This is a genomic window from Bdellovibrio sp. NC01, assembly GCF_006874625.1.
Classification (GTDB): Bacteria; Bdellovibrionota; Bdellovibrionia; order Bdellovibrionales; family Bdellovibrionaceae; genus Bdellovibrio.
Map to the genome: position 1 here is coordinate 3508800 of NZ_CP030034.1, position 21973 is coordinate 3530772.

A 21973-nucleotide genomic window follows, 5' to 3' on the forward strand; every position below is an offset into this window, starting at 1 on the left:
AGCGTACTACCTGCGCCATGACTCAAAGCTTGAATAAACAAAAAATCTCTGTAGTTGGAGCTGGCCTTGCTGGTTCTGAATGTGCCTTGCAATTAGCCGATATGGGCTACCAAGTGGTGCTTTTCGAAATGCGCGAAAAGACGATGACCCCGGCACATAAAACCGGAAAGTTTGCAGAGCTTGTGTGCTCGAACTCTTTTGGCAGCTTGAATCCAATTTCAGCTCCGGGTCAGTTGAAGTGGGAAGCGCAACAATTGAAATCACACATCCTGTCGGCGGCTCACGAAGCGGCGGTCCCTGCAGGTCAAGCTTTGGGCATGGATCGCGAAGTGTTCGCATCGTTGATCACAGAAAAAGTCAAAAATCATCCCAACATCGAAGTGCGCACGGATGTGATCAAATCTTTAAACGATGTACCGCGCCCGACTGTTGTCGCAACAGGTCCGTTGACTCACGAAGAATTGGCGGAAGACTTACGCAAACATTTCGGTGATGAATTCTTGTATTTCTTTGATGCGATTGCGCCGATCATCGACGCCGAATCAATCAACACAGAAATCGCGTGGAAAGCCGATCGTTATGGCAAAGGCACGGACGATTACTACAACTGTCCAATGAATAAAGAGGAATACAACCGCTTTATCGAAGAAATCGCTAACGCCAAAAAAATCGAACCAAAACATTTCGAAACAACAGAGTTCTTTGAAGGCTGCATGCCGATTGAAGTGATGGTTGAACGTGGTCCACAAACTTTGCGTTTCGGGCCGATGAAACCGATCGGTCTTGATGATCCACGCACGGGTCGTTACCCATGGGCCGTTGTGCAACTTCGCCAAGACAATAAAGAGGGCACTGCTTTCAATATGGTGGGCTTCCAAACACGCATGGCTTACGCTGAACAAGTGCGTGTGTTCAGAATGATCCCGGGCCTTGAAAACGCCGAGTTCTTAAAACTTGGCAGCATCCACAGAAACTTGTTCATCAATTCACCGAAACGTTTGAACAAAGATCTTTCAAGCAAAAATGATCCATGGTTGTTCTTTGCAGGACAGATCACAGGCGTTGAAGGTTATTTCGAATCGACGTGTGTGGGTTTGATGGTGGCACGTTTCCTTGATCAGAAATTGAAAGACAAACCTTTCACTCCGCCACCGCGCCCGACTGCGATGGGTTCGTTGTTAGAGGCGATCACAGATGAAACTCGTGCGGATCACTTCCAACCGACAAATATCAACTTTGCTTTGTTCCCACCTTTGGCTGAAAAAGAGCGTGACAAAGAAACGCGTAAGAAAAAGCAAATCGCCATCGCACAAGATGCGATGAATGAATGGTTAAAAGTATAGCTCGAATCCTAGACTGCCGCTCAACACAATGAGCGGCTTTTTTGTCTGAAATTTGTCCACCGGAATCCATGGGAGTATGATTGTTCTTATGAAACATTTGTCCGTGATTCTGTCAGCTTTGCTTTTCTTTGGCTCCCGGTCTTTTGCGACGGTCACGGCACCGACATGTTCAACGACTTACCGAACTGCCGTTAATGAATCTGAACCGCTTTACTATCGGGACGACCAGCATAACAAATATGTCGGAATTTCCTCTGACGTGATTGATGAACTTGCAAAAAGAACCGGCTGTAATTTTGAAGCACAACAGATCAATCGTTCTAAGCTCTATCAAGAAATGTCATCGTTTCGTGTCGACCTGGCATTAGTCACGATTCGCAATAATCGCTATGACAAAGTCGGCAAGTTTTTACCCATCACTTCGATTCAACGCGAAGTCGCTGGTCCGAAAGAGCTGGTACACGTGCACTCTTCGATTCAGGATTTCATAAACAATATTCGTGTGAAATTCATTATTCTGCCGGGCGCACCGTTCTTCTTTACTCCAGAAGAATCAGCTCGTTTGGAAAAAGAGGGTCGCTTTATGACGACGACCTCTTTACAAGAAGCTTATGCCTTGCTGGTACGCTCTAAAAATACCGTGATCATGCAGACCACGTTTGTTCAGGACTATTTCTTTGCAAAAATGAAGTTGGATCGCAATTTCGCGCGCATCCCTGATCGTAAGACAACCTTTGAAATTGGCGCATATTATATAGTCAAAAAAAGTAATGAACAGAATTTGCCGGTGATCGAAAAGACTTTAAAACAGATTGCCAGTGATGGCACTTGGGACCGAATTATCCGTAAACACACGAAGCTCGCCGAAAACAGCGAGCTTCTGGGAAAAAACTAAGCAAGATCCATTTCGCGTTTTAGTTTCCAATCCATTGTCGGTTGATCGACTTCTGGTTTGAAATGCTGGCGGCAACGAGCCTCATAAGCGTCGTGCGTTCCTACTAAAACTTGACCCGCTTCGCCACCCGCAGTTCTTTGCGTGCGACTTGCTTGGGCTCCACAGACAACACAAACTGCGTGCTGCTTTGTCACACTTTCAGCCACCGCCATCAAAGTTGGCATTGGTTCGAAAGGCTTACCTTGCCAGTCTGTATCCAGGCCAGCGATGATCACGCGAATTCCACGCTCTGCCAAATCTTGCACGACTTGCACAAGGTTTGCTGAAAAGAATTGGCCTTCATCGATACCAACAACTTTAGTTCCTGGTTTCAAATGTTCCCAGATTTGTTCGGCATCGTTGATCGGTGTTGAATCGATTGTCGTAAGATCATGCGATGTTACGGCCATCTCGTTATAACGTTTGTCGATAATTGGTTTGAACACTTGGATTTGCAAACGTGCGAATTCAGCACGACGCAAACGACGGATCAGCTCTTCTGTTTTACCTGAAAACATAGAACCGACGACAACTTCAACCCACCCTCTTGGTGAAACATAGGAAAACTCAGTCACGGACCCCTCCGACTTTTAACGGTTGAAAGGATCGAATGACCTCGAAAACCTGTCAACCGACGGCTCCAAAGCGGCTGCTAAATGCCGTTTTCACAATGTCTGCGTCATAAATCTGAGGCTTTACCGCTTTGTTTCCCGCATGCATCAAGGCTTTGGGGATACTGAAGTTTTTTCTGATTCACCGTTTAATTCATGAAAAAACCGCCAAACTTTCACATTTAAAGCGTGAAAGAAGGTGCTTAATGCTTGCACAGGCGGCGCGCCGTGGGCTACCTAGGGCGAACAGTATGGCGATGAATTTAAGATTTCGACAGAAATTAGGCCAGATCTTCGTTTTCGGAAGTTTGGCAATTACCACAATCGTGATGAACGGTTGTGACGCCATCTATTGGCATGAGAACGAGAGTCTTGCCAACGTAAAGTCCAAGGGCGAGATCACGGTCCTAACAACTGAAAGTCCTCTTATATATAGTCATTCCAAAAAAGGTGAAGCTTCCGGGATCGACCACGATCTTTTGGAAAACTTCGCCGAACACTACAACTTGAAAATCAAGTTCGTAGTCCTTCCTGATGAAAAAGCCGTGTACCGTGCTTTATCTAAAGGAGAGGGCGATATCGCCGCCGCCCGCCTCAGAACTCCGGAAAATCGTATTGGCTTCCTGACAGGCCCGGCTTACGAGGAAACTTATTTAAGCCTGTACTGCCAAAAGAAGTCTGGCGTCGGCACTATTAAAGATCTTGCTGGCAAAACAGTCGCACTTCTAAAAAAGGACAATTACGAAGGCTTCGCATACCGCCTGAAACAGTTGTCACCGGAAGTGATTGTTCAAGAACAAGAAACAACTCAAGCTGCTGATTTATTGAAAGATTTAAACAATCGCAAATACGACTGCGCGATTGCTGAAAATGCGTCAGGCGATTTCTATGTTCGTTTCCACACGCGTTTAGAAAAAGTCAGTGACCTTACTGATTCATATTCATTGAGCTGGTTGCTTGCTCCGCAAAATCAAGATTTGCTGATGTTGATGCAGTCATGGTTCCAACAAGCTTCGCGCGAAGACGAAGTGATGCGTATCATTGACCGTTATAAATCGCCGTTAAGCCAATTGGATACGAAAGACATTTCGAAATTCTTCAGAAGCATTCAAGAAACTCTGCCAAACTATAAGCAGGCCTTCAAAGAGGCTGCAAGTGAACATGGTTTGCCATGGCAGTTGGTGGCTTCTGTCGCTTATCAAGAATCGCACTGGGACCCAGAAGCACGCAGCTTCACTGGCGTTCGCGGTTTAATGCAGTTGACGACTGATACGGCTGATCACATGGATATCGAAGACAGAACGGATCCTTTGCAAAGCATTTGGGGCGGTTCAAAATATCTTCGTTATCTGATGGATAAAATGCCAACGTTCTTGAATTCAAAAGATCGCCTGTCATTGGCTCTGGCTGCTTACAATGTTGGTTACGCGCATTTACGTGACGCCCAGAAGTTGGCAGAGCAAATGGGTCGCAATCCCTATTCTTGGCATCATATGAAAGAGATTTTGCCGTTATTGGCAGATCCTAGCTACGCAGAAAAATTGGAATACGGCTTTGCTCGCGGTTACGAAACGGTTGAGTTTGTTGAACGTGTGAAGTCATTCTACAATCTGATGAATAGCGCGGGCTAATTCTGCCGACGCCTGTGTTTGTTTAGTTTTATTTCTGAAACTAAATTTGCTTGATTAAATTCTTAGGCTCATTGTTAAAAGATGTTTTGGCGATTCTGCGGTTACTTCGTAGCTGGAGTTTCTGTTATGTGTTCTGCTTTGATGGCAGGCGTGTCGCAAATCTATGTCTTTGCGATGATGCGCTATTTCGAACGCAGCAGTTTAAATGAGTTCCTTGAATACTATCGAGCCATTGGCAAAACCACGCGCTTACCAGTCGCTTTGACTTATCTTACAATGATTTGTTCGTCGATCTTGTGGCTTTACGCTTTACGTAGACAACATCGTTCATTGCCATTTTATATGGTGATTGGAGTTTTACTTTGTCAATTGCAGGAAGCTTCTTTGTCGTATTTTGGGCATTATAAAATCAATGACATGCTAATGGCATACGCGAATAGCAATACCGTCGTTCAAGAATGGCAAAGCCTGCGCGAAGAACTCAATCAATTCTATTATCTGCATTTTGCGATGAATTTAACCGCGTTCGTGATCGGTCTCGCTGCGATCTTTATTGTGAAAGGAATTTTCTTTCACAACAAACCCATAAACTAAAAAAGCCCCAAGTTCCCTTTGGGGCTTTTTCATTTTTTTATTCTACTGTTACTGACTTCGCCAAGTTACGTGGCTGATCAACATCGTAACCCAGGTTGCAAGCAAGATGATAAGACATCAATTGCAATGGAATCACTGACAGGATCGTATTCACTGTCCAGTGAGCTTTCGGCAATGCCAAGTAGTGCTCGCTGATACCACGCAATTTATCGTTTTCGCCTGTGCCGATAGAAATAATTTTTCCACCACGCGCACGAGCTTCTTCCAAGTTGCTGATCGTTTTTTCGTACCAGTGATCTGTTGGTGCAACCATCACGATCGCCATACGTTCATCAATCAACGCCAAAGGACCATGCTTCATTTCGCCTGCGGCATAACCTTCAGCGTGCATGTAAGCAAGTTCCTTCAATTTCAAAGCACCTTCCATCGCGATTGGGAAGCTTGTGCCACGACCCATGTACAAGAAGCCACGGAATTGTTTCAAATCGTTCGCTGCTTCATTGAAGTATTTGTCGAACGCAAGAACCGATTCCATTTGGCTTGGTACTGCCAACAAAGATTTTACAAGCTCTGCTTGTTCTTTGTCGTTCAAGTTGCCGCGTGTGTGCGCCATTGCGATAGCCAAGCAATTCAATACCGCCAAAGTACTTGTGAACGCTTTTGTTGAAGCGACACCGATCTCTGGACCTGAATTCATGTACAAGTGACCGTGAGCTTCACGATCAATTGTTGAGTTGCGTACGTTACAGATACTCAAAGTCGTTGCACCCATTTCTTTTGCAAGACGGATGGCTGCCAACGTATCTGCCGTTTCACCAGATTGAGAAATCGTCATCACCAACGTTTTCGCTGGGATCACAGGATTGCGGTAACGGAACTCAGAAGCGATATCCACTTCAACCGGAATGCGCGCTAATTGTTCGATCAAGTATTTACCAACAGTACCGGCATAATAACTTGTACCGCAGGCAATGATGAAGACGCGTTCGATACCTTTGAACACTTCCTGAGTTTTCGCCCAGTCCGTCGCGATATCAAGCTCTTCCAGTTTTTGCACCGGTTGACCACCGAAGCCCACTTTTTTCAAAGCGACTGCGAAAGTCTCTGGGTTCACGTGAGGTTCGATGGCAGAAGCTACGGCACGTGGCTGCTCATAAATTTCTTTAAGCATGTAGTGAGCGTAGCCTTGTTTTTCAACCATCTCTGGGTTCCAGTTCAATTCAACAACTTTCTTTTGAATTGGGAAACCGTTCGCAGAGAAGAACTTCACGTCAGCACCTTTGATTTCAGCAATTTCGCGGTCATCAAGGTAAACGAATTTTTTAGTGTATTGGATCAACGCTTGAACGTCTGATGCCACGAACATTTCTTTTTCGCCAAGACCAACAACCAATGGTGGGCCGTCTTTGAAAGCGATCAAACGATCTGGTTCTTGTTCCCACATCACAAGGATCGAAAACGCACCACGAAGTTTCGTCAAAGTTCTTTCAACAGCTTTGAAAAGATCTTTTGTGTTTTCAACTTCATTGGCGATCAAGTGAGCAACAAGCTCTGTATCTGTGTCAGACGTGATATCCGCACCTTGAGCCAAAAGTTCTTCACGGATATCAAGATAGTTTTCGATAATACCGTTATGAACAAGGTTGATGCCACGAACTTGGTGAGGATGGGCATTGCGCTCTGACGGTTTACCGTGAGTCGCCCAACGAGTATGACCGATACCCAAGTGGCCATCGAATTTTTCGCCCACAAGTTTGTCTTCAAGAGCTTTCAATTTCCCTTGAGCACGAACACGTTTTGTTTTGCCATGATCAAGAACAGCAATACCGGCGCTGTCATAACCACGGTATTCTAATTTTTTTAAACCGCTAATGATAATGTCTTTAGGATTTTGAGGTCCAAGATAACCTACGATACCGCACATATACTCACCTACTCTTTGCTGTCAGTCTCTGTCGACTTGACAGCGTAATTTTCTTTTACAAATTGTTTACCACGCGCCACTGCAAGAGCTTTTGCAGGAACGTCTTTCGTGATTGTTGAACCGGAACCAATCACAGCATCGTCACCGATAGAGATCGGAGCGATGAATTGTGTATCACTGCCAACGAACACACGGTTACCAATCTTCGTTTTATATTTCTTTCTGTCCGCAGCGTAGTTGCAAGTTATAGTTCCGCAACCTACGTTCACTTCTTCGCCAACTTCTGCGTCGCCAAGATACGTCAAGTGACCTGCTTTAGATTTCTTACCGAATTTGGTTTTTTTCATCTCAACAAAGTTACCAACATGCGCTTCTTCCATGATTTCTGTTTCAGGGCGAAGACGCGCGTAAGGTCCCACAGAAACCTTATCGTGCAACTTAGAGCTTTCAAGATACGAACCGCCGCGTACTTGAACGCTGTTGGCGATTTCGCAATCAGAAATGAATGAATTTGATTCGATCACACAGAACGAACCGATTTGTGTACGACCACGAATGAAGACATTTGGATACAACACAGTGCCAGCGCCGATTTGCACAGACTCTTCCACATACGCTGTACGTGGGTCGATCATCAACACCCCGTCTTCAAGCAATTGCAAAGCTTTACGTTTGAAAATCAAACGCGTTGCTTTCGCAAGCTCCACTTGATTATTCACGCCCACAGCAACCTTTGGATTTCCTTTGATCGCTTGCACGCGGCATTTGTCTTGAATGCACAAAGAAATCAAATCAGTGATGTAGAATTCTTTTTTCGCGTTGTTGTTTTGAATTTGCGGAAGGTATTGCGCAAGCACTTCTGCTTTAGCGATGTAGATACCTGTGTTGATCTCTTTAATTTTCAAAGCTTCTGCAGATGCGTCTTTGGCTTCAACGATGGCCATCAATTCACCACGGTTACGCACGATACGACCGAACTCGCCAGGATTTTTCAATTCGGCAGTTACAACCGCAAGATCACATTTTTCGTCGCGGAAAATTCTTAGGAAATCTTTGATGTCAGACGCTTCGATCAATGGATGGTCACCATTCATGATCACAACATCGCCTTCGATGTTTTCTGGTTTAGCACAACGAACTGCGTGTGCTGTTCCCAATTGTTCGTCTTGCACGTAGCACGCAACACCCATTGGTTCTACAACTTGACGAACCAATGCTTGGCCGTGACCAACGATAACGCGAACTTCTGCAGCACCCGCTTGTTTTGACGCCTGAATTACTTTTTCAATCATCGGACGGCCTGCTACTGGATGAAGCACTTTTGGAAGAGGTGACTTCATACGAGTCCCTTTTCCCGCAGCTAAGGCGATCACTGTCAATTTTTGGGCGGATTGTTCTGCCATGTTCAAAGTTCCTTTTAAAAGCTTTTCTTCTATGAAAAAAACAGGTTCAATTATGTCATGCAAGCAAACATTTTTCATCAATCTTCTTGGGCTACGACTGCAATCGGTACTCCCATTGAGCTGTATAAAAAAACACACAGTGGAAGTGGTTTTTCCGAACAGCCCATTCTGATGATTGGTGGCGTTCACGGCGATGAACCCGAAGGCGTTCGCCTTGCGAATGAACTTCTAAAATGGCTCCAAGAAAATGAGAAAACTCGTAGCCAAATGATCCGCCCATGGATTCTTATTCCATGTATTAATCCAGATGGATTCGCGAAGAACCAAAGAACGAACTCCAATGGCGTGGATCTTAATCGCAACTTCCCTTCCTCTGACTGGAATTCCGAGGCGAAAGCCCCACGATACTATCCCGGCCCTTCGCCTGGGAGCGAGCGTGAAGTTCAGGCATTGGTAAAACTCATTGAGGACGAAAAGCCACAGCTTATAGTACACTTTCACTCATGGGAGCCTTGCGTTGTATACACGGGTTCTCCGGGCCAAAAAGCCGCAGAGATCCTCGCAACGGGCACGGGATACGAATGTCGCGAAGACATTGGTTACCCCACTCCGGGAAGTTTAGGACAGTACGGTTGGATCGAGCACAAAACTCCTGTGATCTGCATTGAAGAGCAAGAGAGCATCGATCTGGATAAAGTGTGGCCTCATTTCCGCAAGGGACTTGAACTTTTACTGACGGGAGGGAGCATCTAATGGCGAAGTATAAATCTCTCGTCTTTGACTTGGATGACACTCTTCTTGATACGTCGGGCCTGTTGGTGCCGATGGCTTCCTTAAGAGCATGTCAGGCGATGATCAATGCGGGACTTCAGTGCACTCTTGAAGACTGTATGAAGATGCGACATGCCCTCGCTTCTGAATTTTCGCACACGGAAATTTTTACGCAGATCGCGAACCACTATGGCACGAACACGAAGGGCAAAGCCGTTCACGATGCTTTAGAGGAATTCTATAATCCTGAAATTCCGATGGTGTTGCCTTTGATGGCCGGTGCCACAGAAAATCTTCTGCACTTAAAAGAACAATACACTTTGTATCTTGTGACGATGGGTTCTTTCGAAGCGCAGGTTGATAAAATCCGCGCTTTGCAAATCGATAAATTCTTTAAAAAGATTTACGTCTTAAATGGTTTCATCGGCGAAAAAAAAGAAATCGCCTTCAAAGATATTTTGAATAACGAAGGCCACGAAGCGCACGAACTTCTGAGCATCGGCAATCGTCTGTCGAGTGAAATTCGCGACGCCAAACGCTTAGGTTCGGATACTTGCTACTTCGCGCACGGTGAACACATCGGTGAAAAAGCGCAGTATCCCGAAGATCACCCTGACTTTACGATTTTCCATCACAAGGATCTGATCACGACATGCGGACTTTAAAAGCCAGCTTCCTGCTTATCGGTCCCTGGGATGCGCGCCTTCAAGAATTAGGTGCGCATGTTGCCACGGATTTGAATCAGGCATGGCACTGGATTCAAGATTCCACTTACAACGTTGTCGCCTTATCAGTGACTTTGGTTCTTGGAAAAAAGTTCGATGAGTTTTATGAAGAAATCAAACGCTCTAATCCCGCGACACAGTTCATCGCCGTCGTGCCACAGGATTTTTCTGCAAATCAGTTAGCAGTTCTTCATCAGGAATATACGTTCTTTCGTGTGATGACGACATTCCAAGATCCCGATCTGGAAAGTCATTTGTTTTCAGCACTGGAAGAAGCCAATCAACGTAAACAAGATGAAAACCTCGCTTTACTGATTCGCGAACAGACTGCAAAACTGAAACGCTTGCAAATTGAATTGGAAGAACGTGTTCAGAAAAGAACACGTTTCCTAACGGAAGCTCGTCGCAAATTGTTCTTAACGAATTCACGGATCGAAGGCTTTAAAGGCGCTTTGATGGCGGTCCATCAGGCAAGCTCTGTGGGTGAAATTGAACAGCTATTAAATGATTCTTTAGCTGCGACCGTGCAGACTTCGTGGATTCGCATTTTCTTTCATCCTCAAGATGAAATTTTCGCACGCCAAGTAACGGCGCAATTGAATTTCACACAACTGCAAGTGCCACTGTTTAGGCAGCACGAAAAAGTGGGTTCGATTTTTTATCTGCGTGCCCCCGATCATCCCTTCACGAAGGATGAAAGCGATTTCTTAATGCGCACGGCGGAAGCTGTGGCGCTGGCACTGGATCGTATTCAAAAACTTAAAGAATCCGAATCTTTAAAAGAACAGTGGGAAGCGACTTTTAACTCGATGTCGGATCCTGTCGTTTTGATTGATCATAACTACAATATCATTCAATCAAATAAAGCAGCCGACGAACGCTTACGTGAACGCGAGCACATGATTCCAGCGCGCAAATGCCATCAGGCTTTGTACAATCGCGAGGAACCATGTCCTGGCTGTCAACGTGGCGGCAACTTCCGCGTGCAATCTTCCGATGCACAACCGCGCACGTTTGAAGTTTACAGTCACAGTCTGGTGCTAGATTCAGATAAGCCTGCTGTTTATGTAAATCTTTATCACGACATCACAGCGCAATTAAAAATGGAGCGTCAGATCCTTGAGTCTGCAAAAATGGCAGAGCTTGGAACGATCGGTTCTTCGATTGCACATGAGTTGAATAATCCATTGGGAGGTATTCTTTCTTTCACTCAACTTATTAAGATGGAAATGAAACCCGACAATCCGCTTTATCCCGATATCGTCGAGATGGAAGCGGGCGTGCAACGCTGTAAAGAGATCGTGCAAAATCTTTTGGGCTTCACCCGCAATCCAAATGCCGATCAAGAAGGCGATTGCAGTTTGAAAGAAGTGTGCACGCGTGCACTTAAAATTGTTGAGCTACAAACGAAGTCACAAGGCATGGACGTGCGCTTGCACTTCCCTGGGACCGATGTTGAAGTTCTTGGGCACTTAAATCTGTTGGCCCAAGCTTTGAAGAATCTGCTGCAGAATTCTATAGACAGAATTAATGAAAAAAATCGTCAGCTCAAAGGTTTCAAAGGCCAGATCGATATAGAAATTTCTGCTGGTCCAGGGTTTGCCCATATTTTCATCAAAGACAATGGCCTACCCGAAAAAAATCCAAGTCTTCCTATAGGTTTAGGTGTTCCAGTGGCTACTCAGATCCTTCGCGATCATGAAGCGGACCTCGAATTTTTCTCGGGTCCGGAGCACGAAAATGTGGCAAAAATTTCCTTCACCCGTCTAGTTTTGAGGTCCTGAAACCCTTTCTGGGCGCGGATTTTTTGACAGTCCAGTCAAAATCAACTTATCCTGAACAGGTAGTTCGATTCCGTCGAATTACTTAAAGAACCCACCATGGAAGGAAGGTTCATGCGAACTCAACGCGTTCTTATATTAGATGACGAGTCATCACTTCGCACAGCACTCTTCAGAGTGTTAGATCGCAAAGGACTTAACGTCATCACAGCCAACAAAATCGAAGAAGCAAAAGTTTTGTGTCAAGGCGATGTGCCTGTTGATCTTGCTATCGTAGATTTGAATCTTCCGGACGGAGACGGCATTGAATTCATGACTTATTTAAAGTCATTGAATCCAGCTGCGGAAGTAATCATTTTGACTGGTCACGCGACAATTGAATCTGCAATTCGTGCAACTCAAAAAGGCGCCTTCCATTTCGTGACTAAGCCATTCAATCTTGAAGAGCTGATGAGCTTGATCGAGAAAGCTTTGACTCACAAGAAGTTGCAACAAGAAAACCAGCAACTTCGTTCTGAATTAAATAAGAAATATAAATTCGACCAAATCATCGGTTCCAGCGAACAAATTCAAAACGTTTTGCGTTTGATTGAACGTGTTGCTGATTCTGATTCAACAGTGTTGATCACGGGTGAGTCTGGAACAGGTAAAGAATTGATGGCTCGTGCGATTCACTACAACTCGCCACGTGCGAACGGTCCTTTCGTTCCAATTAACTGTGGCGCGATTCCGTCGGAGCTTTTGGAAAGTGAATTGTTCGGTCATATGAAAGGTGCCTTCACAGGTGCTATCGCAAACCGTGTCGGTCGTTTTGAAATGGCTGACGGCGGTACGATCTTCCTGGATGAAATCGGCGACCTTGAACCTTCGTTGCAAGTGAAACTTCTTCGCGCTTTGCAAGAACGTAGCTTCGAACCAGTGGGTTCTACAAAAACCGTGACAGTGAATGTTCGTGTGATCGCAGCGACGAACTTGAATTTAGAAGATGCTGTTGAAAACAACAGATTCCGCGAAGACTTGTACTATCGTTTGAACGTTATTCCGTTGGTGGTGCCAGCATTGCGTGAACGTAAAGCTGATATTCCGTTGTTGTTGAATCACTTCATGGAAGTGTTCAGCAAAACGAAAGGCCGCGGTTTGACTGGTATCACAACAGACGCGTTGGATGCTTTGGTAAATTACGGCTGGCCAGGAAATATTCGTGAGCTTGAAAATCTTGTTGAGCGCATGACCATCCTTAAAGGCCAAGGCTCGATCGAAATCAGTGATCTTCCGCCGAAATATAAATCAAGCAAAGTCGTTTCGACTGACGTTGGTTCGTTGGAAATTCCTGATTCAGGAATGGACTTCAACACAGCAGTTGATAGCTTCGAAAACACTTTGATCTTGAAGGCGCTAGAAAAAACAGGCTGGAACCGCAACCAAGCGGCGGCCCTGTTAAGACTGAACAGAACAACGTTGGTAGAGAAGATCAAAAAGAAAGGTCTGACTCCCCCGAACGATGTGAACCCTACTTAATCAAGAATTCCTTCAGGCCCCTTCGCTAAGTCTTTACCTCCTCAAAATGAAGACTGTGTGAAGGGGCTTTTTTTATAGCCCGCAGTACACGCAGCTTACGCCATTACGCTCACCATCAGTGAAATTCGGCAAACATTGCGTTGAATGAGATCCACACTTATCGCAGCTTTCAGCAACTTCGGTCGCACATCCTTGAAACGCCAAGGGACGAAGCATTCCAAAAGTCTGCGGTGGCGCGCTTTGACAGCCTGGATTGGGGCGTGGACGAGGATTGTGTCCTTCGCATTCACCTGGCAAACAACCGATCGCAGCTCCTGCCAAAGAAGCTTGGGTTAAAAGACCAACAAACATCGCCATAGCGAAAAATAATTTCATGATTACCTCCGATATTTGCAACCTACATTAGAGCGCTCCGGGTGGCTGTTGACTTCTTTGCAAGTTCGAACATACTTTTTGTCAACATGAGCAAATTTGAAATTTCCCCAGAAGATTGCCTGATTACACTGGAATTCCGCGACTCTGCTTCATTACGTGAAGTGGCGACGCGTTTAAACTGTGATCCGTCAGCCCTTGTACGCAAAGTCCAACGAATTGCTTCCGAGCATGGTCTTCTAGAAAAAGTAAAAGGGCGCTGGGTTTTAACGGCAAAGGGTCATTTGCTAAATCGTTGGACCGAAGATTCTTTGGTTTCACAAAAGAGGTTATTGGAATCAAAACCACAGATGCGCATTGGAACGACCATGTGGCTTTCAGAACAAGTGATCGTCCCCTATTACCAAGCTTTGCATCAAGCGACCGAAGCTCACTACAACTGGATTGTCACAACTCCCCATCGTAGTTTTGAAACAGAGCTGATTGAAGGCACATGCGATTTCGTAATCGCTTGCGGTGCTCCGGTGGACCCGTTGATTTCTTATAAAAGAATTTTGCCAGAAGAATTCATTCTTATTGCGCCTAAGTCTTGGCAAAAAGAATTTAAAAAAATCGAAGAACAAGAGCGCTTCGAAAAACTATTAACCAAGCCCTTTGTTCGTCACTCTGACATGAATCCACAAGAGTTCTTGAATCTGCCAGAGCAGATCACGAACATCTCTTTAACCGTCGACAATATCATTGGAATTCGTTCTGCCGTTTCTAAAGGCCATGGCTGGAGTGTCGTTCCACGTTTAGCTGTTTTGAATGAACTTGAAGCGGATGAGCTGATTGAAATTCCCTATGGGAAATTGAAAGTTCTAACACAGAATCATTTATCGTTGTGGTGGCTGCGCTCGCGCAAAGAACCACAACAGCTGGTGGGAAAAATGCAGCAGTGGCTGCTGCACTCCCTTGCTGGAATCAAATAACTATTTCACGAATAAGTGGAGCATTTCAAACATCGCATCCATGCCTGCCAAAGCCGTGATATCGCTTTGGTCAAATGGAGGCGAAATTTCCACAACGTCACAACCTACTAAGTTTGGAATTTTCAACGCACGGAATATTCTTTGCACTTCATAAGTCGTTAAACCACCCGGAACCGGCGTGCCCGTACCTGGTGCGCATGATGGATCCAAGTTATCGATGTCATAGCTGATGTATGCCGGAGTGTCGTCAAACGTCGGCAATGTTTTTAAGAAGTCGTTGATGTTCGAATGGTTTCTGAGGTCATCAACTGTGATCACGCGAATGCCGTGTTTGTTCACGAAATTCAAATCATCCCCGCCAGCTAATGGACCACGAATACCAATTTGCACCATTTTCTTTGGATCAACCAAACCCTCTTCGACGGCGTGACGTGCAAATGCGCCGTGATGATATTCCTGACCCCACGCTGCTGGATAAGTATCCAAGTGTGCATCGAAGTGCACGAATGCCAATGGCTTACCGTATTTTCTGCGCAATGAACGAAGCACTGGCAAAGTTGTTGAATGGTCACCACCAACAAAAACGAATTTCTTGTTGTACGAAAGAAGCTCGTCCACGAATTTTTCAATACGTTGATAAGTTTGCAATTGGTCGATTGGCACTGTTGGGCAATCGCCGATATCGGCGACTTTTAGTTTTTCAAAGAAGTTTTCCATACGAGTCATATGGAACCCGCGACCTAAGGAAGAAATCTCACGCACTTTTGTCGGAGCAAAACGACCGCCTGGGCGATAAGAGACTCCGCCATCATAAGGGATACCGAAAATACCGACTTCATAGTCCGCGTTCATTTCCACATAGGGCAATCTGAAGAAAGTTTTAATGGCTGAAAATCGAGGAAACTCGCGTCCGCTGAGTGGTTTGTATTCCATATTGACTCCTGATTTATGTCAGGACTAGATTAGCGCGAATGACTGCAAAATACGACCATAAATCCGATCACAAAGCGGCCCATCACAAAGATCTCGTGACGTGGTACAAGAAAAACAAACGTGATCTGCCTTGGCGAGCAAATAAAGACCCTTACAGAATTTGGCTTTCCGAAGTAATGCTGCAACAGACCACAGTTGTTGCGGTCATCCCGTATTTTGAAAAATTCCTGGCGAAGTTTCCAACGGTTCATGATTTAGCCAACGCCCCTGAAGCAGAGGTTTTAGAAGCGTGGGCAGGTCTTGGTTATTATTCTCGAGCTCGCAACTTACACAAAGCTGCTAAAGCATTATCGGCACAAGGTTTTCCTAAAACTGCGGCTGAACTTTTAGAACTTCCTGGTTTTGGCCCCTACACTTCGCGTGCGGTTTCCAGCATCGCGTTTGGTGAAAAAGTAGGCGTTCTTGATGGCAACGTGATTCGTGTTCTATCACGTAAGTATGGTTTGAAGCTTGAGTGGTGGAATAATAAAGCTCGTGCGCAACTTCAAGACATCTCGGATGAACTGGCGCGCTTTGGTCAGTCCGACAATCTCAATCAGGGATTGATGGAGCTTGGTGCAACTGTGTGCACTCCACAAAAAGTCATGTGCATGCTGTGCCCGTGGTCCGACGATTGTGTGGCTCGCGAAAAAAATCTCATAGAGAAACTGCCGCTGAAAAAACCTCGCAAAGAAAGTGAAGTCTGGGTCTGGAAGCCCCTTGTCGCGATCAAAGACCGTAAGGTGGCATTAATTCAAAATGACTATGCACCATTCCTAAAAGGCCAATGGATTTTCCCTGGAGAAATCGCCTTGGAGAAAAGCAAGCCCAAGGACTATGATGCCAAACACAACATCACTCACCATGATATTTTTATTCAAATCACTCAGAAAAAAAGCCTTAGTGGCCGAAACATTCAGTGGGTAGAATTGAAAGAACTTAAGAAGGTGAATCCATCTTCGCTCCTACAGAAAGTACTGCACAAGGTTGATATATGAAGTGGAACTGGAAGATCGTGACAATTGCGGGAGTGCTTTGCGGCTGCTCCCATTTAAGTGTCACAAAAGATCTTCTGACTCCCGATTATCTTCTGACTAAAGGTACGAAGCAGATTACTTTCCAAGGTGATAACGAACATCCAAGGTTTTCTCCGGATGGGACAAAGCTTATCTTCGCCAGTCGCAATCGTCCTACGCATAAAGGTTCGCAAATTTACGAAGTCGATTTGACTCGCAATAAAGAACGTCGCGTGACGTTTTCAGATGGCGATGCTTTTGATCCCGGCTACGTGAGCGATTCAGAAATTCTTTACGCTTCGACAACAGACGAAATTAAAGAAAGTCCGTTCATTAACAAAAACTACAATAAAGATTTTCCGCCTTCAGATCTTTACATGAGCGATCGCTTTGGTGGTGAAATCGTGCGTTTAACAAATGCACCTGGTTTTGATGCTGAACCCACTTTCGTACAAAACCCTACGAAGCCTTTCATCTTGTATACGACTTATCGTAACGAAGTGATGGGTGTCTCGCGTATGGATTTGCAAAAGCTAATGGTGACCGTATTGAGTGCTGATCCAGAAAAAGAACGTCGTTTTCCAGCGATCACTTCTGATCACAAACAAATCGCATTCTTAGAAAAAGATAAAAAGACTTCGGAACAAAGTTTGGTGCTTTACAACATCAAAACCAAAAAATCGGAAGTATTGAAATCGGGCGAAGGCCAATATCGCGATTTGATTTTCACAACTCGCTCGCCAGCGCGTCTGTTTTACAGCGTGCTTCGAAAAGGCGAAAAACAATATCAAATCGAATCGTATGACCTGGATGACAAGTGCACCCAGGTTGTCTTTAAGGGCGCCGATTCGCTGACTCATCCGGTGATCTCGGATGACAGTAATGAACGATTGGTTTTTGCGCGTAATTTCCAAGGCAAAAAACAGCTTTATATGGTGAATTTACCTGAAGATCTGGGCCCTTGCCTTGAACAACGCAATCCTGGTGGTCCTAACGCCCCTTCTCAGAAATAATTTCCTTGGCTCTTGCTAGGGCCATTGGGACTTGTTAGCCTGAAAGGGTGAAAACGCTTTGTCTTGCTCTTCTATTTCCAGCTCTTTCATTTGCGGCGCCTCATCCGGCGACAAGCAGCTCTGCGTTCACAGCTCCTGAAAACGGTCTTTATTTCTTGCACAAAGGTTTCACTTTAAAAACGGACGGCAGTCAATGGAAGCCCGTTGCTGATACCAGCACGACGGTTCTTGATACAGTTCGTTTTGCAGCGAAAGAAGATGCCACAGGATATTTGACGGTACGTACTGACAAGGTCGCAAAAAGCGCTTCATTAGAGCTCTACACACGCCGCTGGATGCGTGATTATCCAAACTATGGCTTTGAGATCTTAGCGACGAAGAACTTTTCTTTAAATGGCCAACCGGCTTTGATCGTGGACCTTGCTTCACGCTCTAAAGGAAAACAAATTCGCCAAGTCGTTTTGAAAAACGAAGACAAAGTGGCGATCATGACATGCATGGATAACAAAGAAAGCTTTGGTCAGTCCGTGCAACAATGCAATCAGATCATCAAAACTTTCCGTTGGGCTTCAGAGCCAGCGCAAGCGCCAGCTCTGAAAAAATAATTTACGGAAGCGAATACGTTAAATTCAAACCGACCGCTTTAAAGTCGTACAGTCCACGCGCCACATATGAGTTCGCACCTTCAAGATAAAAATCGATACCCCATTTCGGTGTGAAGTTGAACATTGCACCAAAAACAAAAGGGAATGTCGGCGTTTCAACATCCTTCACATTACAACTAACATCACCGGAACAATTCGCAGCAATATTAATTGAAACGTTAAATCCTAAATATAAGCCGAACGACTCTGAAGGTTTAAACAAAACATCCAAGGGAATATCCAAGTACTGCATATCGTAATTGATCTTTACACCGGTGCCGTCATTCTCGCTCTGAAGAGGTCTTTGCGTGTACAGAAGTCCCGTACGGAAGTGGGCGACCCCACCTTGCAAAGGATAGTGCAGATAAGCTCCCGCCTGCATCCCCGTCTGGGAATTCGCTGAAATCGCTGCCCCCCCGGCCACATCCCCGCCCTGTTGACGAACTCCCAACTCCAGACCGTAATCGAAGGCTGCTTGGGCTGTGCCAGCAGCAGTGACAAGGCTTAGCACTGTCATCAAGAACCATTTTTTCATACGCATCCACCTCATTATGATTGTTATCGACGGAAACCACCGCCATGAAATCCTCCTCCAGCACGCATTCCGCCACCGCCACGCAATTGCTGTGCGCTGCCGCGATCGGGCGGCCTGCTATTCGCGGGCACTCGTTCGCTGACGTTGCGAGTTTGATGCAAGTTTTCTAATTCACCTGCATTTTTTCTGTTAATATCATCCCACGCTCCAGGACCCTGATACTGTTGCCACTGGCCACCGGGATTACGACGATAAATTTGCCCATCGTGACCCGCATAAATTTCACCGCTGCCGTGAGCGCGCGCAAATTTCGTGTCGCCAATCGTGTTCACGTTAAAACCGCCACCCGGGCCCGTGACAATCGTGTGCTTGCCCCAATTCGTATAAATATTTGTGACGTGAATTGGTGGAGGATAATATCCGCCCCAACAACAAGTGCCCCAGCCCCACGGCGACATCATCACACCCATTGAAAAGCCCATGTAATAACCTTCGTCGTAGCCATAACCATATCCCGCACCAAATCCATAAGTTGCGGGTGCTGGGTACCACGTGGTTCCCGAAGTGTAAGAGCTGTAGGCGTAGCCCGTGCCATACACGATCGTGCCATCAGCCGACACGAATGTGCCTTGATAACCAGGCGTGTATCCAACGGTCACAAACTGATCGTTAGAATCATACACGCGCACGTAAGTGACGTAATAAATCGGTGATGACGATGGAATTTTATAAATTGATTGCGGAACTGCGACGGCAACAGTCCAAGGACCTACGCCCGATGTTGACGTGAACCACACGCCATCTTGAATGGCATAAAATTGTTTTTCATTCACTTGGATGATTGGCGTGTTGCAGTTTTCTGCATACTTCAACGATGTGCCTTGAATGTTTGTCCATTTTTGCGCGCCATCGCAGTCGATATTTTTCGGCTGAGTACTTTTGTCGACCTTTGCCATTTGCGGAATGTTACTAACAATCGCCGCTTGTTTGGCTTGCGCTGTTCCCGGCACTGATACCAAGGCATCAGCGACAGGACTGTTCGCACCAATTTTGGCAAAATCATGCGGAAGATTTCTTCCCGGCACATAAGAGTAAGGACCTTGAGTTAGATTTTTTGCTGTAAACCAGCGACCCGTTACCAAGACATAGTAATCTTGTGTTTTTGAATCTAAGAAAATCGAATTCGGTGAATTCGACATATATAACAAAGCAGTTCCCGCAATCGCCTGAAACTGCGGTTCACCTTGGCTTTGCAGAAGTTCTGATGGGCGCGTAGAGATAATAATTTCTGGATTGATTTGTGGCGGGTAGATAGATTTTCCGTCTGCCGTTTTGCCACTAATAGGATCTATTTTTTTGTCTTTAATCAAATCTTCTTTGATGATTCCATATTTTTGCGACGGACTTGCGCCCGCTTTATATGGGCCCATCAAATTACTAGCTCCATACCATTTGCCTAAAGCCCACAGATAAAATTCTTTATTTTCTTCGTGAAGAATTAAAGCGCTGGTGTTGATGACACGTTTAACTTCTTTAGCGCCTTTTGATTCGGCCCATTGGGGATCACCGGAAATCATCACAAGAACGGCGGGCTCTTTAACATAGAAAAATTTTGGTACGTCATTTTTGATTTCAGGCTTAGGGCGTTCCCCTTCTGAAACCTGAACTTGCATGTTATTGATGACTGCGCGATAGGGAATGTCATAACTTTTCCCGTCGTACAGCCCTTGCAGTTGCGCCTGCAATTCCTTGGGATCTTTTTTTGCGGCAGGAACTTGTACATTGATGACTTTGATCTGACTTAATGATACCAAATCCTTCGATTTGTCGACCAACGCCCGACCTTTAATTGAAAAACTTCCGTAATATTCTTTTTTATCTTGAGTGAATTTGAAGGCCGAGGTCGCAAGCAGCTCGTCTTCTTTAAGTGATTCAACTTGTGGTTGAAAGACCGTGATATCGTGCTCGCCGAGTTTATAATCCTTCGGCCAAACTAAAGCTTTGTCGGAAGATTTTTTAGCACCTTGAGCTACCGTAAACGACAGTGTCAGCAGAACTATGACAAGCCATCTCATAATTTCCCCCACCTGAAAATCTTAGGGACAGATCTTCGTGGGGGATATGTGCTTTGGAAAAAAACAAACTATTGATTTGTGTTCTTACGCAACCATTCGGCCATTGGCAAAGCGAAGTATGTGAAAATCACATCCGCACCGGCTCTGCGCATTGAATATAACGTCTCGACCATCGCGCGCGTTTCGTCGATGATGCCGGCTTTCGCGCCCAGTTTGATCAAGCCGTATTCACCGCTGACATTGTAGGCTGCCACAGGAACGTTGGTGTGGGCTTTAACTTTGGCGATGATATCAAGATAACTCAACGCTGGCTTCACCATCACCATGTCAGCACCCTCTTCAACGTCCAAATCAATTTCACGAAGTGCTTCGCGTGAATTTCTGAAATCCATTTGATAAGTTTTTTTGTCGCCAAACTTCGGAGCTGAATCCAAAGCTTCGCGGAATGGACCATAAAAACTTGAAGCATATTTGACTGAATAAGAAAGGATGCCTGTATCTGTGAAACCTTCGTTATCAAGGGCTTCACGAATGGCACCCACTCGCCCATCCATCATGTCAGATGGCGATACAATGTCGGCACCGTTTTGTGCATGAACAATACACATCTTTGCAAGAATCTCGACCGTCTCGTCGTTCACGATAATACCGTCACGAACCACGCCATCATGACCATCCGAAGAGTACGGGTCCAAGGCCACATCCGTAATCAAAGTCACATCTGGGAACTTATCGCGAATCATTCTCAAAGTCGTAGGAAGCAATCCATTTGAGTTGAGGGATTCTGTTCCCACTTTATCCTTTTTTGACTCAGGCAATGCTGGAAACAAATCGAACGTTTTCACTCCTAACGAGACTGCTTTTGCAACTTCTTCTAGAATCAGATCGGGACTCAAACGAAAAATTCCAGGCATCGAGGCAATCGCTTGCCTTTCACCCTTTCCTTCGACTAGAAACAGGGGCAAAACTAGCTGTGAAGAACGTAATTCTGTCTCTGCGATCATTTGGCGCAGGGCTTCAGATTTGCGATTTCTTCTAGGTCTTTGAGTGAGCTTCATAATACCTCCAACCCGTGGGTTGAATTTGAGATTTTGCAGATGACCAGCAGCAGTTATGACAATTCGATGACACTTTATTGAA

General features: G+C 45.4%; 20 protein-coding genes. 12 read left to right on the top strand and 8 right to left on the bottom strand.

Going from position 1 to position 21973, the window contains the following annotated elements; translation table 11 throughout:
* Positions 1 to 17 precede the first annotated feature (17 nt).
* Complete coding sequence (trmFO, locus tag DOE51_RS16705) at positions 18 to 1343, top strand: methylenetetrahydrofolate--tRNA-(uracil(54)-C(5))-methyltransferase (FADH(2)-oxidizing) TrmFO (RefSeq protein ID WP_142697663.1); 1326 nt, start codon at positions 18 to 20, stop codon at positions 1341 to 1343.
* A gap of 88 nt (positions 1344 to 1431) precedes the next feature.
* Positions 1432 to 2238: an ABC transporter substrate-binding protein gene (locus DOE51_RS16710; protein ID WP_168196478.1), complete on the top strand. Its 807-nt coding sequence runs from the start codon at positions 1432 to 1434 to the stop codon at positions 2236 to 2238.
* Here the strand turns inward: DOE51_RS16710 and DOE51_RS16715 are convergent.
* Positions 2235 to 2852 carry a thymidine kinase gene (locus DOE51_RS16715; protein WP_142697665.1) on the bottom strand — a complete coding sequence of 206 codons (618 nt, stop codon included), beginning with the start codon at positions 2850 to 2852 and terminating at the stop codon, positions 2235 to 2237. The genes DOE51_RS16710 and DOE51_RS16715 overlap by 4 nt on opposite strands.
* A gap of 287 nt (positions 2853 to 3139) precedes the next feature.
* On the opposite strand from DOE51_RS16715, the gene mltF reads away from it, so the two are divergent.
* Together mltF and DOE51_RS16725 are read left to right on the top strand one after the other, a co-directional pair.
* Positions 3140 to 4519, top strand: coding sequence for a membrane-bound lytic murein transglycosylase MltF (gene mltF, locus DOE51_RS16720; protein ID WP_246845155.1), 1380 nt, complete (start codon positions 3140 to 3142; stop codon positions 4517 to 4519).
* An 81-nt stretch (positions 4520 to 4600) separates the two neighbouring features.
* Positions 4601 to 5113, top strand: a complete 513-nt coding sequence (locus DOE51_RS16725) for a hypothetical protein (RefSeq protein WP_142697667.1) — start codon at positions 4601 to 4603, stop codon at positions 5111 to 5113.
* 37 nt (positions 5114 to 5150) lie between these two features.
* Here DOE51_RS16725 and glmS read toward each other — a convergent pair whose 3' ends face one another.
* Both glmS and glmU read right to left on the bottom strand, forming a co-directional pair.
* Positions 5151 to 7037, bottom strand: a complete 1887-nt coding sequence (glmS, locus tag DOE51_RS16730) for a glutamine--fructose-6-phosphate transaminase (isomerizing) (protein ID WP_142697668.1) — start codon at positions 7035 to 7037, stop codon at positions 5151 to 5153.
* 8 nt (positions 7038 to 7045) lie between these two features.
* Positions 7046 to 8440 carry a bifunctional UDP-N-acetylglucosamine diphosphorylase/glucosamine-1-phosphate N-acetyltransferase GlmU gene (gene glmU, locus DOE51_RS16735; protein WP_142697669.1) on the bottom strand — a complete coding sequence of 465 codons (1395 nt, stop codon included), beginning with the start codon at positions 8438 to 8440 and terminating at the stop codon, positions 7046 to 7048.
* A 57-nt stretch (positions 8441 to 8497) separates the two neighbouring features.
* Here glmU and DOE51_RS16740 point away from each other — a divergent pair, with 57 nt between their 5' ends.
* The 4 genes from DOE51_RS16740 to DOE51_RS16755 all read left to right on the top strand — a co-directional run bounded on the left by DOE51_RS16740 (position 8498) and on the right by DOE51_RS16755 (position 13235).
* Complete coding sequence (locus tag DOE51_RS16740) at positions 8498 to 9193, top strand: DUF2817 domain-containing protein (RefSeq protein WP_142697670.1); 696 nt, start codon at positions 8498 to 8500, stop codon at positions 9191 to 9193.
* The gene (locus DOE51_RS16745; RefSeq protein WP_142697671.1) at positions 9193 to 9876 is read left to right on the top strand and encodes an HAD hydrolase-like protein; all 684 of its coding nucleotides are present in this window, start codon (positions 9193 to 9195) and stop codon (positions 9874 to 9876) included. The genes DOE51_RS16740 and DOE51_RS16745 overlap by 1 nt, the downstream gene beginning before the upstream one ends.
* Entirely contained in the window at positions 9864 to 11720 is a 1857-nt protein-coding gene (locus DOE51_RS16750; RefSeq protein WP_142697672.1) for a histidine kinase dimerization/phospho-acceptor domain-containing protein, read from the top strand. The genes DOE51_RS16745 and DOE51_RS16750 overlap by 13 nt, the downstream gene beginning before the upstream one ends.
* A gap of 111 nt (positions 11721 to 11831) precedes the next feature.
* Complete coding sequence (locus tag DOE51_RS16755; protein WP_142697673.1) at positions 11832 to 13235, top strand: sigma-54 dependent transcriptional regulator; 1404 nt, start codon at positions 11832 to 11834, stop codon at positions 13233 to 13235.
* A gap of 72 nt (positions 13236 to 13307) precedes the next feature.
* Here the strand turns inward: DOE51_RS16755 and DOE51_RS16760 are convergent, their stop codons facing one another.
* The gene (locus DOE51_RS16760) at positions 13308 to 13610 is read right to left on the bottom strand and encodes a hypothetical protein (protein ID WP_142697674.1); all 303 of its coding nucleotides are present in this window, start codon (positions 13608 to 13610) and stop codon (positions 13308 to 13310) included.
* Between the two features lie 86 nt (positions 13611 to 13696).
* On the opposite strand from DOE51_RS16760, the gene DOE51_RS16765 reads away from it, so the two are divergent.
* Entirely contained in the window at positions 13697 to 14578 is an 882-nt protein-coding gene (locus tag DOE51_RS16765) for a LysR family transcriptional regulator (protein ID WP_142697675.1), read from the top strand.
* Here DOE51_RS16765 and speB read toward each other — a convergent pair whose 3' ends face one another.
* Positions 14579 to 15511 carry an agmatinase gene (speB, locus tag DOE51_RS16770; RefSeq protein WP_142697676.1) on the bottom strand — a complete coding sequence of 311 codons (933 nt, stop codon included), beginning with the start codon at positions 15509 to 15511 and terminating at the stop codon, positions 14579 to 14581.
* Positions 15512 to 15549: 38 nt separating this feature from the next.
* Here speB and mutY point away from each other — a divergent pair, with 38 nt between their 5' ends.
* The 3 genes from mutY to DOE51_RS16785 are packed head-to-tail and all read left to right on the top strand — an operon-like array spanning position 15550 to position 18184.
* Positions 15550 to 16548, top strand: a complete 999-nt coding sequence (gene mutY / locus DOE51_RS16775) for an A/G-specific adenine glycosylase (RefSeq protein ID WP_142697677.1) — start codon at positions 15550 to 15552, stop codon at positions 16546 to 16548.
* Positions 16545 to 17579, top strand: a complete 1035-nt coding sequence (locus DOE51_RS16780) for a PD40 domain-containing protein (protein ID WP_142697678.1) — start codon at positions 16545 to 16547, stop codon at positions 17577 to 17579. Before mutY ends, DOE51_RS16780 begins: the two co-directional genes overlap by 4 nt.
* Before the next feature lie 47 nt (positions 17580 to 17626).
* A complete protein-coding gene (locus DOE51_RS16785) occupies positions 17627 to 18184 on the top strand; it encodes a hypothetical protein (RefSeq protein ID WP_142697679.1) in 558 nt (185 codons plus the stop codon).
* A gap of 1 nt (position 18185) precedes the next feature.
* On the opposite strand, the gene DOE51_RS16790 is transcribed toward DOE51_RS16785, so the two are convergent.
* From DOE51_RS16790 to hemB, 3 genes are all read right to left on the bottom strand, one after another.
* A complete protein-coding gene (locus DOE51_RS16790) occupies positions 18186 to 18758 on the bottom strand; it encodes an outer membrane beta-barrel protein (protein WP_168196479.1) in 573 nt (190 codons plus the stop codon).
* A 23-nt stretch (positions 18759 to 18781) separates the two neighbouring features.
* Positions 18782 to 20833: a hypothetical protein gene (locus tag DOE51_RS16795; RefSeq protein ID WP_142697681.1), complete on the bottom strand. Its 2052-nt coding sequence runs from the start codon at positions 20831 to 20833 to the stop codon at positions 18782 to 18784.
* Positions 20834 to 20901: 68 nt separating this feature from the next.
* Complete coding sequence (hemB, locus tag DOE51_RS16800) at positions 20902 to 21891, bottom strand: porphobilinogen synthase (RefSeq protein ID WP_142697682.1); 990 nt, start codon at positions 21889 to 21891, stop codon at positions 20902 to 20904.
* Between the last annotated feature and the right edge of the window lie 82 nt (positions 21892 to 21973).

Excerpts from the sequence above, each read along its gene's own strand:
- trmFO (WP_142697663.1), top strand. The coding sequence starts at position 18 with ATGACTCAAAGCTTGAATAAACAAAAAATCTCTGTAGTTGGAGCTGGC.
- DOE51_RS16710 (WP_168196478.1), top strand. The coding sequence starts at position 1,432 with ATGAAACATTTGTCCGTGATTCTGTCAGCTTTGCTTTTCTTTGGCTCC.
- mltF (WP_246845155.1), top strand. The coding sequence starts at position 3,140 with ATGGCGATGAATTTAAGATTTCGACAGAAATTAGGCCAGATCTTCGTT.
- DOE51_RS16725 (WP_142697667.1), top strand. The coding sequence starts at position 4,601 with ATGTTTTGGCGATTCTGCGGTTACTTCGTAGCTGGAGTTTCTGTTATG.
- glmS (WP_142697668.1), bottom strand. The coding sequence starts at position 7,037 with ATGTGCGGTATCGTAGGTTATCTTGGACCTCAAAATCCTAAAGACATT.
- glmU (WP_142697669.1), bottom strand. The coding sequence starts at position 8,440 with ATGGCAGAACAATCCGCCCAAAAATTGACAGTGATCGCCTTAGCTGCG.
- DOE51_RS16740 (WP_142697670.1), top strand. The coding sequence starts at position 8,498 with ATGCAAGCAAACATTTTTCATCAATCTTCTTGGGCTACGACTGCAATC.
- DOE51_RS16745 (WP_142697671.1), top strand. The coding sequence starts at position 9,193 with ATGGCGAAGTATAAATCTCTCGTCTTTGACTTGGATGACACTCTTCTT.
- DOE51_RS16750 (WP_142697672.1), top strand. The coding sequence starts at position 9,864 with ATGCGGACTTTAAAAGCCAGCTTCCTGCTTATCGGTCCCTGGGATGCG.
- DOE51_RS16755 (WP_142697673.1), top strand. The coding sequence starts at position 11,832 with ATGCGAACTCAACGCGTTCTTATATTAGATGACGAGTCATCACTTCGC.
- DOE51_RS16760 (WP_142697674.1), bottom strand. The coding sequence starts at position 13,610 with ATGAAATTATTTTTCGCTATGGCGATGTTTGTTGGTCTTTTAACCCAA.
- DOE51_RS16765 (WP_142697675.1), top strand. The coding sequence starts at position 13,697 with ATGAGCAAATTTGAAATTTCCCCAGAAGATTGCCTGATTACACTGGAA.
- speB (WP_142697676.1), bottom strand. The coding sequence starts at position 15,511 with ATGGAATACAAACCACTCAGCGGACGCGAGTTTCCTCGATTTTCAGCC.
- mutY (WP_142697677.1), top strand. The coding sequence starts at position 15,550 with ATGACTGCAAAATACGACCATAAATCCGATCACAAAGCGGCCCATCAC.
- DOE51_RS16780 (WP_142697678.1), top strand. The coding sequence starts at position 16,545 with ATGAAGTGGAACTGGAAGATCGTGACAATTGCGGGAGTGCTTTGCGGC.
- DOE51_RS16790 (WP_168196479.1), bottom strand. The coding sequence starts at position 18,758 with ATGAAAAAATGGTTCTTGATGACAGTGCTAAGCCTTGTCACTGCTGCT.
- DOE51_RS16795 (WP_142697681.1), bottom strand. The coding sequence starts at position 20,833 with ATGAGATGGCTTGTCATAGTTCTGCTGACACTGTCGTTTACGGTAGCT.
- hemB (WP_142697682.1), bottom strand. The coding sequence starts at position 21,891 with ATGAAGCTCACTCAAAGACCTAGAAGAAATCGCAAATCTGAAGCCCTG.